The sequence below is a fragment of the Ruminococcus sp. CAG:379 genome (assembly GCF_000434255.1).
GTDB classification, from domain to species: domain Bacteria; phylum Bacillota; class Clostridia; order Oscillospirales; family Ruminococcaceae; genus Ruminococcus_F; species Ruminococcus_F champanellensis.
Map to the genome: position 1 here is coordinate 1 of NZ_FR894897.1, position 14,221 is coordinate 14,221.

Sequence of the window (14,221 nt, forward strand, 5' to 3'; positions counted from 1 at the left end):
CCGATGTATATACATCGGGTAATTCCTGCTGATTTTCTTAGGAAAGCAGCTTCCGTGCAAGCAGTACACAGTCGCTGACGGTCAGTGCTCTGTCCTGGTTCATATCTGCATTCACGCCGCCCTTTGCGGTAATCTCTGCCTTCTTGACCATAAACTGCTTAAGCAGAACGTAATCCTGCACATTTACCTTCCCATTGCAGTCCACATCTCCAAGCAGCACATCCTCCTCAGAGGTGGTGGTCACAACCGGGTTATCATCCGGTGTGGTGCCGTCCGGCTCTACGCCATAGATCAGCTTGCCGGAATCATACATGGTAATCCGCTCTGTCTTGACGCATTCGTTGCCGGACTTGCCCAGGCCTTCAAAGGAGTAGTCGTTGGTAGCATCCCAGCACTTGGAAGCATCCGGAACGGAAATCCGGAACTGTAACTCTGCCTGATGCTCGGACTGACCGGAGGGGCAGATCACTGTGCCGTCCGGATAAGTGATCTCAACATAGTATACATTGCCATCATACTGGATGGGATTGGAGATCTGGGTGGTGCTGTACTCATCGTAACCGATGCGGACAGTAATATCATCCACAGTCAGACCAGCTGCCAGAATCTCTGAGATATCAAAGTAGTACCGGTAGGACAGATTCTTGATCAGACGAGCCGGCCATGCGGAATGATTGGTAGCCAGAACCTTGACCTCTGTGTAGCTCTCACTGCTCTGGTTAACTGCTGCTTCAATGAAGAATTCATCCCACTTGGGTGTTTCCTCCGGCGGGAAATTGGTCAGCTGCTCGCCGCCATACTTCTGGATCATTGCACAGAGTGCAGCGGTATAGCCGGCGTTGTAGTCAATGGCAACCTCTGTGTTCTCATAGCTGTTCACCTTGTCATTGAAGGCGCCGGACTGACCGGGACCACCCACCAGGGCGCCGTACAGCACATGCGCATATTCCTTTTCCTCACCCAGCATGGTCCACTGGTCATCCCACACACCGCTGGAGGTTCTGTGGTGCCAAGCCTTCGGATAGGTATCCCCCATACCAATCACATAGCTGAACTTACTGTCATTGCCGCCAAAGCAGTAGTTCATCTGCGTATCTGCAAACTGGGTGTACTTGTCTGCATCCGCCGTGCCGCTGAACAGCTCATCCGCAGCCACATATGCCATGAAAGCAGTGGTGGTAGCGTGACGGAGGGAGCCCCAGTTGGTGAGCCACGCAAGCCCGTCCGGTGTGTGATTGATCTGCTTGCCGCCATAGCCGGTGGTCCAGTATTCCAGATGCTTCCGGAACTGTTCCTTCCAGGTGGCATCACCGGTATTCAGTGCATACAGCAGCGTACCGCCCTGCTGCACATCGTCCCAGCACATGCCCCAGGTGTACTTCATTTCTGTGGACTGGTCTTCCTTACCCAGATTCGGGATATAGTCAGATTCGCAAAGATCCAGATACTTCTGCTCACCGGTTGCCTTGTACATCCAGTTTGCTGCCCAGAAAAGTTCATCATAGAAGTGACTGGAGGGGTACATTGCATCGGAGGCGGGGGTGTTCTTGTGATCACGGGTGGTATCAGCGATCTTGAAGCAGTTTTCCGCATGCTCCAGATAGGTCTTTGCCAGCGCCGGATCAGAATCCTTGAACACCAGGTAGCCGGCTGCCAGAGCTGCTGCCATTTCGCCAGTTACATTACTGTCCTTGGTGGTGTAGTAAGGACGCTCGGTCTCCCCCTGCATCAACTCGTACTTTCTCATATAGACCTCTGCGGAGCCCCACCACTTGTGGTCAAAGCCGATCTCGCCGATCTGGTATACGACCTCGTCACCCAGATCACAGCCTACCAGGAAGTCCAGGGAAAACTGCAGGTTCTTGCGGTACATGTCCAACAATCCCGCATCCTTCAAACCCTGCTCATACTCCAGCAAGCCCCATGCCAGCATGGCAGAGGAATATGCATTGGTCAACGCAAACTTGATGTGGTCGCCGGCATCAAACCAGCCGCCTGTCACATAGTCGTTCATCATACAGTCCGCACGCCAGGAAACCTCATTCCAGTCCGCCAGAGGGCCGGACTGCTGCACCTGGTAGAAAAACAGGGATTTCTGCATCGCCTCCACATAATTATATGTGTTGGCAGCAGAAGCCACCTGGATCTGCGGCAGTGCAGACTTGGGTGCAGCAACGATGGTACCGCAGATTGCACCGGTGGTCAGCAAAGCAGCAAGCCGTTTTGCCTTCAAATTCATAAAATCCTCCCCTTCATTTGCATACAGGCAATGCTCCGCCGATTCACCCAAAGGGCTTCAGATGCGCACCTGCATTTATACATAATACTATAGTATAACTTTACCGCATAATTCCGCCTTTGTCAAGGGCAACACCGCATAAAGATTGTGCGGCAGACATACCAACAGTTTTTTCGTCAGATTGCACAGAAACGAAACCGAAATACCAGCGTATTGCTCTGGATTTCTGTGTGATATGACGGAAAACTCCTTGTTACATCTGCCGCACAAACTGTACGGTGTCACTTAAAAATTATGAGAAGCTCCAGCTGTCGAAGGTAACATCGCCGCTGAATACAAAATACAGATCCTTGTTTCCGCTGACGCTGTTCACAACAGGAACGGTGATCTCCTCCGGCGTACTGCCAGCCTTGATCTCTGCATAGGTGACCACATCGCCGTTTGTTCCGCCTGTGCAAACCTTGATGACTGCGCCGGATTTGGAGCATGCCTTTACAGTCAGAGTCTTTGCGCCGTTGGAGAAGTTCACGCCGGATACCTTTGTCCAGCTGCCCTTGGTTCCGGTCACTGTGGTATCGGACAAGCCGTTTACGGCGATGCCCTGGGACTGGTTGGACATGGTCTCAGCCTGAACCGTTGCGTAGGGGTTCAGAGATTCTATCTGCTTTACGCCTGTATGAGACCCTGTACAAGTGATGGAGGTACCGTTTACAGTTGCCTCACTAATAGAAGGCGAACGGTAATTGTAGCCCTTGCCGCCATTGACACCCATGCGGATCTCCAACTGACGTGTGTGGTAGAGTACATAATACTTACCCTTGAACTCGATGATGGAGTGGTGGTTATTGCCGTTGTTGTCCAGACCCTGTGCGAAAGTATTCCGGAATACAGGACCCTGGTAGGTGTACGGTCCAAGGGGATTGGTTGCGGTCATGTAGCCGATGTCTGCGCTGTTGAACTTCTGACCGGCAGGCACGCTCCAGTTGTGGCAGAAGGAGTAAACCCATGTGCCGTTGATCTTAATGAGACTGGAATCCTCAAACAGATAGGGAGGATTCAAAGTAGTTGGCGTGCCCACAATGGAGGTCATATCCGAGCCAAGCTCCACGATTCGTGCCGTGCCGGGATCAGCGGATTTCCCCTCCGGAACGCCGCCGCCGAATGCCAGATAGCCCTTGCCGGTTTCCTCGTCATAGTATACGCCCGGATCAAAGAGCCAGGTTATATTGCCGCAGTTGGGTGTGCTTCTGGAGATCAGTTCCTTGCCAATGGGATCCGTCCAGGGACCCGTAGGAGAATCCGCAGTCAGAACACCGATGCCGGAACCATTATTCGCAAAGTAGAGGAAGAACTTTTCCTTGCCGTTGATGGTCTTGTGGCACGCATCCGGCGCCCAGGAGCAGGATGCCCACTTGGCAGCGCCATTGGTGGTTCTACCGTTTCTTCCGGCAACCGGGATCGCACCGTGGTCCGTCCAGTTTACCAGATCAGAAGAAGACAGGCAGTTAATGGTGCCTACGTCATAGCTGTTTTCCTTCATATTGCCGTTGGAATCATACTCAAAGGCATCATTGGTGGTGTAAACGTAGATCCGACCGTTGTATTCCATCCAGCCAGGATCTGCACCGAACCGCTGGGTAAAGAGGGGATTGTTCTCCCCATCCTTCTTGAAGCTGGTTGCAGGAGTTACCCCTGCGAACAGCTGCTCCATAGCGACTGTATCAATGGGCTTGGTTTCAATGGGGAATTCCTTGATCTTGCCGATCAGGAAGCTCTGGATCAGTACTGCGTCAGCCACAGTGACATCACCATCCTGGTTCACGTCTGCTGCAAGCTTTGCATAATTGTCTGTAAAGCCCTTGATGAGTCCCCGTCTTTCCAGAGCCAGATCTGCACCATCGATTCTGCCGTCAAAATTCAGATCCCCCCGGATCACGGTTTTGCCTTCCCCGGCACCCTCGATCACAGTGCCTGCCACTGCGCCGATTGCTTCATCCACATAGAAGTTATTGGAGGTTTCCGCTGTTTCGATATACAGCTGCAAATTGGAGGCATCCGCCGGGATCGTGTAATTGGTGTTGCTCAGCTGAATCCACTGTCCCTTGATGGCGTGCCCCTCTGCAACGGTGGAATACTGGGTATCTCCGTTAGCATCCGTATACTGTAACTTCATAAAGAAGGTGTCCGTATCGTCGCCGTCAAAGTACATGACATTTGCGCTGAAGCTGTATGCATTGCCTGGCTGGAATGCACGAGTATTCAGCGTACGGCTTGCGCCGTTCCATGCTGCCGTTCTACTCTGCACCAGCAATGCCTCGCCGCCAGCATAGGCAGTCCGTCCGCTGGTCATAACCTCTGCGGCACCTCTGCCTTCCCAGCTATCGAGATCGCCCTCAAAGGTGCTGTGGAAGTACCAGCCGTTCGCATCCGGCTCCACCGGCTTTACCTCGCCGGTATACTTGGTGCCATCCCCCCATTCAGACTTGGGGATCATGGAGGTCAGAGTGGTGTAAGCTAACTTAGGCTGGTTGTTGGTATCATAAAGCAGGGGCGTGTTTTCAGATTTGATCCAGGTATTTGCATCATTGGGCCCCCAGATGCACACTGCGGTCACTCTACCGTCGGAGGAAGGATTCTTGTTCCAGTCCATAGCCGCCTGGAAAACCGCCTTGTATTTGTCCGCCTGCTGCTGGGCAGTAAACTTGCCTTTTTCGGTGGAGATATCCAGCTCCGTGATCTGTACATCACAACCGATGGACAAATACTTTTTCATAGCAGTAATGTAGTTGGCTGTACCGGAAAAGCCGCTGGCATCTGCATTGATGTGGGACTGCATGCCTACGCCGTCCAGCAAGCCCTTTTCATACAGGGACTTGCACATATTGTAAATGCAGTCACGCTTGTGATCCCAGTACTCGTTATAATCATTGTAGTACAGATCACAGCCCTCCGGCGCATACTTTCTTGCGTAGGTAAAGGCTTTTTCTACAAAGCTGTTGCTTCCATAAATCTGTACCCAGGGAGACTTACCGTTGCCGTAGCCAGGCTCTCTTGCACCGCCGTAATTAGCAGTACGATTAGAATCATCGCTGACGCACTCATTCGCCACGTCATATGCATACAGATTCAGACCCGGATACTGGGTCTTGATGGCATTGAATAGATTCTTGATGTAGCTTTCCATCCGGGCATCCATAGTTGCAGAATTGACATAAGCACCGGACGCATTGAAGCCCTCCTTGAACACCCACTCCGGGCTCTGGCTGTGCCATACCAGCGTGTGTCCACGCATGCCGATCTGATTTTTCACACAGAAGTCCATAATGGCTGCACAGCTGTTGAGAGAGACAGCTACATTTGTACCGCTGGACTGGGACTGTACCATGGTAGCATCCGGCTTTGTTTCGTTTTCGCACTCGATGCTGTTGTAATCCTTGATGATATTTGCTGTGATCGCAGAATTCCGAATAGTTCCACCGTTGAGAATATTGCCCACCCGGAAGTAATCCGCAAACTCGTCCTTCAGACCCTTTTCAGCAGTTGCTGCATACACGGTCTGGTTATTCTTTTTGCCGGTGACCTTTACATTGTCAAATGCAAAGTCATTGGTGCTTTCGGTGGTAATAGTCAGCCGGAATTCATAGCTGTTCTCCGGTGCCTTGTAGTGGGCGGACAAAGTAGTCCACTCCCCTGCCTTCACCGCCTTGGAATCCAGCTCCACGATGGTCTGCTCATCGGTTTCCTCATCCAGGCAAAGCAAGGACAAGTGGAACACCTCATCCGTGGGACTGTAAACCTCCACGCTGTAGTTGTAGTCCTTGCCGCCCTCCAGGTACAGACCCTTGGAAGAGCTTGCGCCGTCTGACAGACTGGTTCTGCCGGTTACCAGCATACCCCGGGAGCCATCCACGCCAACACCATACTTGGCAGTCAGTTTGACAGCATCCGCATTGCCGTACCAGCCCTCATAGTTGGCCTCAAAGTCATTGCTAACCAACTCTGTGGCATAGGTCTTTGCCGGCATAGGTGGCAGATAGGACAGAACCCCTGCGCAGCAGAGCATTGCAGTCATGCCAGCGGCAAATTTTTTTACGTTCATTCATATTCCTCCCCCGTGAAGTTCGACAATATCTTTTCTGATATGTGATCTTTTTTATTGATTATACCAAATGTATTGCCTGCCGTCAATGAAGATTTATGCTATAATCATTTCAGTTTTGTGCTAACACTATAAAATACAATACGATATTGACAAAGTGTAAACATTGCGTTATGATATGAAGACAACAGGGAGGGATCAACATGCGAATGGATGAACTGGGATATCACCACCGTCACGGACTGGATTTTAATATTGAGCGACCCCAGGGTGCGGGAGACTGGCTCCTGCTTCTGATCAAAACACCAGCAATCTTTCAGATCGAAGGAGAGGAGATCCACGCAACCGCAGGCTCCTACATTTTATATACATCGGAATATCCACAGTTTTACCGGACAGATCCGAAGCATGGAGAATACATCGACGACTGGATGCATTTCGGTCCGGATGAACAGGAACAGGCACTGATCAAGCACTATGAAATTCCTCTGAACAAGCCTGTTTGCCTGGGGGATATCACCGGGCTGTCCATGCTGATGCGCACCATGTGTCACGAGTTTTACTCCGCACACACCCACCGGGTGGATACGGTAAACGCCTATTTTCACATTCTGCTCAACAAGCTCCATGAACAACTGGAAAGTCTGACACCGGTTTCGGTCTTTTTTGAATCAAATTACGGTGAGCGGCTCATGTGGATCCGGGAGTGCATCTTCCGGCGGCAGGGCTACACCTGGAACATTGATGACATGGCAGCGGATCTGTCGCTGAGCCGTTCCCGGTTCCAGCATCTGTACTCGGAAACCTTTGGCACAAGCGTCACCCAGGATATCATCACCAGCCGGATTCAGTTTGCAACGGAGCTGCTGAAAAATCCCGAGATCCCCATTGAAAAGGTTGCGGAAATGTGCGGTTATGCCAGCGCATCCTACTTCATCCGCCAGTTCAAAGAGCAGACCGGCAGCACACCATCCCAATTCCGAAAAAAAATATAGGCAACACCACACAATCTTTGTGCGGTGTTGCCTATAAAAGGGCAGGCTTTTGATAAGCCTGCCCTTACTTATAGTTTTTTGATCTTGGCGAAATTCGCCATCAGCTTTTTCTTACCCACCTTGTCGAACTCGATCTCCAGCAGGGCATCGTTAGCCATTTCCCGCACGGCCAAAATCGTACCATCCCCGAAAATGTTGTGGTGGATCCGATCCCCCTGGGCATAATGGACGCTCTGCTCTCCGGTGCCTGCCTGGGATTTTTGCTTGGCAAGCTGTTGCTGCAGGGAAATAGAATGCACGACAGTGACCGCCGGTTCCTTCACATGCCGTGCGGAAACCGTATTGTCGTGCTTTTCGATCAATTCCGGGTCAATCTCCTTGAGAAACCGGGAGGTGAGATTCCGGTTGGTGGTACCGAACAGCATACGCTGCGCCGCACTGACCAGATACAGCTGCCGCTTGGCACGGGTGATGGCAACATACGCCAGCCGTCGTTCCTCCTCCAGGGATTCTTCGCTTTCCATGCTTCGCACGCCGGGGAAGATCCCATCCTCCATACCGATCAGGAACACGGTATCATACTCCAGACCCTTGGCAGAGTGGATGGTCATCAGAGTCACCGCATCGTCCGCTTCCTCGTTCCGATCCTGATCCGTATACAGGGAGATTTCCTCCAAAAAGCCGCTGAGCGTAGGCTCCTCTGCCCCTTCCATATAGGTCAGCAGAGTGGATTTCAACTCCTCTACGTTTTCCAGCTTGGTAACGCCTTCATCCCCCATAGCGGTCAGCATTGCCTTATAGCCGGTTTTCTCCAGCAGCAGATCAAAGAATTCATCCAGAGGCAGCGTCTCCGCTGCTTCCGTCAAAGCATCAAACATTTTCGCCACACTGCGCAGGCTTGCTGCTTTTTTCGACAGAACCGGATAATCCCCTGCGTTCCGCAACACCTCCATGGGGGACAGCCCCAGATCCCGTGTGATATCGTCCAGCATGGACAGAGTAGCGTCCCCGATGCCCCGCTTGGGCTCGTTGATGATCCGGCGGAACCGGAGCATATCATTGCTGTTGTCAATGACGCTTAAATATGCGGTAATATCCTTGATTTCCTTCCGGTCAAAGAACCGCATCCCCCCGTATACCCGGTAAGGCACACCGCTCTGCACAAAGGCACGCTCCAGCATATTGGACTGGGCATTCATCCGGTACAGCACCGCATGGCTGCTGTAGGTACTCCCCTGCTGCACATGCTCCAGAATGGTCTGTGCCACAAATTTCGCCTCGTCCATTTCGTTCATGGCACGGTACCAGTAGATCTTGCTGCCCTTGTCCCACTGGGTCCACAGCTTCTTTTCCTTCCGGGAACGGTTGTGCCGGATCACCGAGTTTGCCGCATCCAGGATCGTACCGGTGGAACGGTAGTTCTGCTCCAGCCGGATCACCTTACTGCCGGTAAACTGCTCCTCAAAATTCAGGATATTTTCAATGGTAGCACCCCGGAATTTGTAGATGCTCTGGTCATCATCTCCCACCACGCACAGGTTCTGATGGGCAGCGGACAGCAGGCTCACCAGCCGGAATTGCGCCTGGTTGGTGTCCTGATACTCATCCACCAGAATATACTTATACTTACTGCGGTACTTTTCCAGTGCATCCGGGAATTCTGAAAAGATCTGCACGGTAAGCCGGATGATATCATCAAAATCCACCGCATTAGATTTCTTCAATCGGTTCTGATACTCCCGGTAGATCTTCGCAATGGCAAGCCGCCGGTAATCCCCGGATGCCTGTGCCTCCAGCTGGTCGGGATCCAGGAGCTTGTCCTTGGCACGACTGATCTCCCCCAGAATGGACTTGGGGGGGAACTGCTTTTCGGATATATTCATATCGGACAGGCAGCCCTTGATGATACGCTGGCTGTCGTCAGAATCGTAAATGGTAAAGCTTCGGTCATACCCCAGCCGTTCGATCTCCTGCCGCAGAATCCGCACGCATGCAGAATGAAAGGTCGCCGCATGTACATCCCGCCCCTGCTCCCCAAGCATAGCTTCCAACCGGGATTTCAGTTCCCCTGCCGCCTTATTTGTAAAGGTGATGGCAAGAATATTCCATGGCCGGATAGGTGCAGATGCAATCACATCCCGCAGCCGGTCAATATCTGTTTCCCTACCATCCACATAGCCTTGTAAAAAATCCAGATCCTCCTGAGAAACCGTCCGCCCACTTTCGTGATAGGCATTTCCGAAGTAAACCATATTGGCGATTCGGTTGACAATAACGGTTGTTTTGCCGCTGCCTGCCCCCGCAAGCACCAGAACCGGTCCGTTGACTGCAAAAACCGCTTCCTGCTGCATTGGGTTCATCTTTCCGAAAAAACGCTCCAATGCTGACCGCTTTAGTTCATCATAGGATCTCATAGATATCAAACAACTCCTCAAAACTCTCAAAAACTGCCTTGAGTCTTCTCCTCTCAATGCATGCCTTTAATTATAGCACATTTTGCTGACCGTGAAAAGCCCCATTTTGATTTTTGTTTATAATTCCTCAACTTTTTTCACATACTATCTGCATACCACGCAGAATGCAGCAGAGCATCTCATCTGCCTTCCTGCGGCATCACAGAAAAGGAGTCTCAACAACCTATGAAACGTGAACAATGGTCCTCAAATGTGGGCTTTCTGCTTGCCGCAGCCGGCTCAGCCATCGGATTAGGAAATCTCTGGAAGTTTCCATATATTGCAGGCAGCAACGGAGGTGCCGTCTTTCTGATCCTCTATCTGATCCTGCTGATCCTGCTGGGTGCGCCTCTGCTGCTGACAGAAATGGCTGTGGGGCGTGCCACCAGGCTCAATGCCGTTGATGCCTGCAAAGCCATCCACCCACGCTGGGGCTTTGTAGGGGCGGCAGGGGTAGTAGGCGCCTTTGTGATCCTGTCCTATTACAGCGTCATCGGCGGCTGGGTACTGAAATATCTGTTTGCCTATCTCCAGCACAGCAGCCTTGGGGATGCGGATACCTATTACACCGGCTTTATCACCAAGCCTCTGGAGCCGGTGCTGTGGCATCTGTTGTTTGCCGCATGCTGCTTTGGGATCGTAGCATTCGGCGTGTCCAAGGGCATTGAACGGATCAGCAAAATCTTTCTGCCGGTGCTGCTGATCACCCTGATCGGCATCGGCGGCTATGCCCTGACTCTGCCCGGTGCCGCACAGGGACTGCGATTTCTGTTTCTGCCGGACTTTTCCCACATTCAAAGCTTTTCTGACCTCGGTACGATTCTGGTGCGGGCAATGGGGCAGGTATTTTTCAGTCTCAGCATCGGCATGGGGACTCTCATCACCTACGGCAGTTATCTGGACAAGCAGGCGAATCTGCAAAAAAATGCAGTCATGATCCCCTTGTTTGATCTCATCATCGCCCTGCTTGCAGGCATCGCCATTCTTCCCTGCGTCTTCTCCTTTGGGCTGGAGCCTTCTGCCGGATCGGGACTGCTGTTTCGTTCCCTGCCCTATGTGTTTGACCACATGACCGGGGGCAGGTGGCTTGCCATTGCATTTTTCGCTCTGGTGTTCATCGCCGCCGTCACCTCCGCCATTTCCCTGTTGGAAAGCATCGCCGCCTTTTTTATTGATCGTCTGCATTGGCACCGGATCTCCGCTTCCGGTCTTGCCACTCTGTGCTTTGCCCTCATCGGCGTGGCAAATTCCCTTTCCATGGGAGTATGGAGCGACTTTACCCTGTTCGGCATGTCCTTGTTTGATCTGATGGTATTCCTGTCGGACAATGTGCTGATGCCCATCGGCGGCTTTTTCCTGTGCATCCTGGCAAGCCGGATCTGGGGCTTCCCGAAGCTACTGCAGGAGGTTTCCTCAAACGACACCTACCCGGTACGCTTTCCCAGGATCCTCCTGTGGATCCTCAGATGGATGGCACCGGCTATGATCCTTGTGATCTTTTTCGTTTCCCTGTTCTGACGCAAAAAGAGCGCCGATCCGAAGATCAGTGCTCTTACTGTGATTTTGTTCAGAATCAATCCGCCTCTTCAATGCCGGGCAAATCCTGTCCCCCATCTCCCGGATTGCTGCCGGGTTGTGCGGGCTGGGACGCAGGCGGCGGTGCAACGGTGGTTTCCGCTGTCGGTGCAGTGGTAGCAGCCGGCGGCGCTGTAGTGGTCACTGCCGGATTGTCCGCATAGGTAATCACAAACTTGTAATCCGTGGTCAGGTCAATGGTTTCACCAGGTTCTACACTGGTCTTGATCACTGCGCCGGTGGCGTAATTGTAGTTGACAGCCGGTGTGGAGGTATGATTCTTGATACCGATCTTTTCGATCTCCGCAATGTAAGCGGAAAGGGTAACACCCTTGAACTCCGGCACCTTCACCTTGGACGGCCCAAGACTTACCTTTACGTCCAGGGTATCGCCGCTCTTGAAGTCCTCCCCTTCCTTTACGGACTGCCAGATGATCTGCCCTGCCGGATACTCATCGCTGTACTCCTCCGCAATGCAGTTCAGCTCGATCCACTCTGCCAAATCTGCCTTCTTTGCCTTGTAATCCATACCCACTACATTGATCATCACAGAGTCATACTCCTTGGTGGCAGTCACAGCCTCTGTGGTAACGGTGACAATATCACTCAGAGAACTGCTTGTGCCGCTGTTCTGGGAAATCACCTGGGAATCACTGTCCCGGAACACCTTTGCCAGTACCAGGGCAACAATCAGAATCACTGTAATCAGCAGAATCCCGATGATCATAGGTACCTTCACCTTATCAAAGGCACTGACCGCAGATTTGCCATCCTTCAGATCCTCGTAATCCTCATAGTCTTCGTATACTTCTTCGTCCTCATATTCCGGCTCCGGCTGCGGCTCATATTTGGGAACGGGAGGCGGTGTCACGGCGGTACGCTGGGCAGTTTCCTCCTCCGTCTCCTCAAACAGCCGGGTCACAAGCTCAGTAATGGTCTGGGTACGCTCATCGCTGTTCAGCGCCAGACCATCCATAATGGCTTTGGACACATGCACCGGAATGCTGCCGCTCAGCTCATGGGGAGCGCAAAGATTGTCATTGTCTAGCCGACTGGGAGCCTCCGTAGGCATGCAACCGGTCAGGATCCGGTACAGCACCGCACAGATGCCGTATACATCCGTCCATGTCCCCTGCCTGCCGCTGGCACTGTACTGCTCCGGTGCCGCATAGCCAGGAAACAGCTCCGTCTTCAACTCGGTATTGGCGGTGCGCACAGAGGAGATACAGAACGCAGAAAGCTGCAGATTGCCTTTCTCAGTGACATAAATGGTTTCCGGACTGATGCCCCGATGCACAATGCCTGCGTTATGTACCAGGCTCAGGGTGGTGAACAAAGGCGGGAACATTTTTTTCGCCTGATTCCAGCTCAACTCTCCTGCATTGTCCTTGAGGAAATCCAGCAGCTTCACGCCCTCCGTGTATTCAAACACGGTGTAGGTGGTATTATTCTCTGCAAACAAATCCAGAGTGGGATTGATATGACTCAGATTGCGCATACGGGCAAGCGTCTTGTTCAACTCCGTATACTCCGCCATCAGTGCCTTGTACTGGGCAAGGTTATTATAATTCACACTGATGATCGGTTTGCCCTTGATCCGGGTACAAAGCCCGATGGGCATATATTCACGAATCAGAACCTTGCAGCAGATGACGGTATCGTAAGCCAGATAGGTAGCGCCCTCTCCGTTATGCCCCAGCAGTACGCCGATCAGATAACGCTCCCGCAGCATGGTGCCAGGCGCAATGTAATCCGGCAGATACGGTGTGCCGTCCTGATAGCCGCAGTGGGGACAGACAGCCTGTTCTCCTTTCACTTCCATGCATCCATAGCACAATCTGTTCTCAGACATGTTCCGATTCTCCTTTACAGTGGTTCTTGCAATTCATCCATACGATCACATTGTTCATTGTATCAGTTATGCCGGGGAATGTCAAATTTTCAGCGCCGCAAACCGGCACAGCGGGGATAATTGTATTTATTCTGTAATCTTTTTTATCGTTTCTCAATATTCCCAACCGGATCATGCTCCTATTTTGTAACCTCTTTCTCGAAGGCAAGCAAATCTGTTAAAACATTCACCCTTTCGTCCGAAACTGCAAGCACCTGATCGTCCTGTACCTGTACCCGGATCTGATAACAGAGCATATCCTTGCTGTCTCCGTCCCTGTAGCAGTAACGGAAGCAGTATTCAGCAGCACTGGCATCCATCCGGTAGGTGATGGTGTAGGGATCCAGCCCCAGTACGTTCAGCATTTCCGCCTTGGAGGTACCCTTCACCAGATCCGTCAGCAGAATATACCCGGACTTTTTCTGCCCCAGAATGCTGTCCTCCAGCACTGTGTAATTGCAGTACCGGACGGTGGAAAGCCTGCCGGTGGCATCAGAGGTACAGAAGATCGCCCACTGGGGGATCTGAATACCGCACACGGAAACACGCTTCTCGCTTTCCATTAACGCATTGTACTTACCCACATCCGTTAAGTACCCGCAGGCAGGGGTGGTATACAAGGATACATCCGCATGGGATTGGGCATCGGAAAGGGATGCTCCCAGTCGCTCCGACAGCAGCGCTGCATACCGGACCCCGTCATTTCTCCTGTGCCGCAGCACCAGTACGCCCACAAGAATTCCCACTGCGATCAGCAGTACCAACGCTCCGGTGAGCCAGAATTTCAGGGAACGCCGCCGTTTCCGGTGAATCTGCTCCACCAGCTGCTCCGATCCCTCCGGTCGCTTTTTAGATTCCTTCGTTTCCTCCGGGTTGGTTTTTGCATCCTTTTTCATCATTCTTCTCCTACTTCAGAATCAGTCCCCGATCCAGCATTTCCTGTGCCGCCAGCAAAATGCCAATCCTGCC

7 protein-coding genes are annotated in these 14,221 nt (G+C 52.2%); 2 read left to right on the top strand and 5 right to left on the bottom strand.

Annotated elements, in window-relative coordinates:
- Positions 1-37 precede the first annotated feature (37 nt).
- Together QVO51_RS06430 and QVO51_RS06435 are read right to left on the bottom strand one after the other, a co-directional pair.
- Positions 38-2,239 carry a glycoside hydrolase family 9 protein gene (locus tag QVO51_RS06430; RefSeq protein WP_022357707.1) on the bottom strand — a complete coding sequence of 734 codons (2,202 nt, stop codon included), beginning with the start codon at positions 2,237-2,239 and terminating at the stop codon, positions 38-40.
- 292 nt (positions 2,240-2,531) lie between these two features.
- Positions 2,532-6,338 carry an endo-1,4-beta-xylanase gene (locus tag QVO51_RS06435; protein ID WP_022357708.1) on the bottom strand — a complete coding sequence of 1,269 codons (3,807 nt, stop codon included), beginning with the start codon at positions 6,336-6,338 and terminating at the stop codon, positions 2,532-2,534.
- A gap of 203 nt (positions 6,339-6,541) precedes the next feature.
- Between QVO51_RS06435 and QVO51_RS06440 the strand changes: the two genes are divergently transcribed.
- On the top strand, positions 6,542-7,333 hold the full coding sequence (locus QVO51_RS06440; RefSeq protein WP_022357709.1) for a helix-turn-helix transcriptional regulator: 792 nt from the start codon (positions 6,542-6,544) through the stop codon (positions 7,331-7,333).
- A 68-nt stretch (positions 7,334-7,401) separates the two neighbouring features.
- On the opposite strand, the gene QVO51_RS06445 is transcribed toward QVO51_RS06440, so the two are convergent.
- Positions 7,402-9,684: an ATP-dependent helicase gene (locus QVO51_RS06445; protein ID WP_369677904.1), complete on the bottom strand. Its 2,283-nt coding sequence runs from the start codon at positions 9,682-9,684 to the stop codon at positions 7,402-7,404.
- Positions 9,685-9,972: 288 nt separating this feature from the next.
- Between QVO51_RS06445 and QVO51_RS06450 the strand changes: the two genes are divergently transcribed.
- Complete coding sequence (locus QVO51_RS06450; RefSeq protein ID WP_022357711.1) at positions 9,973-11,304, top strand: sodium-dependent transporter; 1,332 nt, start codon at positions 9,973-9,975, stop codon at positions 11,302-11,304.
- Between the two features lie 55 nt (positions 11,305-11,359).
- Here the strand turns inward: QVO51_RS06450 and QVO51_RS06455 are convergent, their stop codons facing one another.
- Both QVO51_RS06455 and QVO51_RS06460 read right to left on the bottom strand, forming a co-directional pair.
- Positions 11,360-13,213, bottom strand: coding sequence for a protein kinase domain-containing protein (locus tag QVO51_RS06455; RefSeq protein ID WP_022357712.1), 1,854 nt, complete (start codon positions 13,211-13,213; stop codon positions 11,360-11,362).
- Between the two features lie 179 nt (positions 13,214-13,392).
- The gene (locus QVO51_RS06460; RefSeq protein WP_022357713.1) at positions 13,393-14,148 is read right to left on the bottom strand and encodes a hypothetical protein; all 756 of its coding nucleotides are present in this window, start codon (positions 14,146-14,148) and stop codon (positions 13,393-13,395) included.
- Positions 14,149-14,221: the final 73 nt, after the last annotated feature.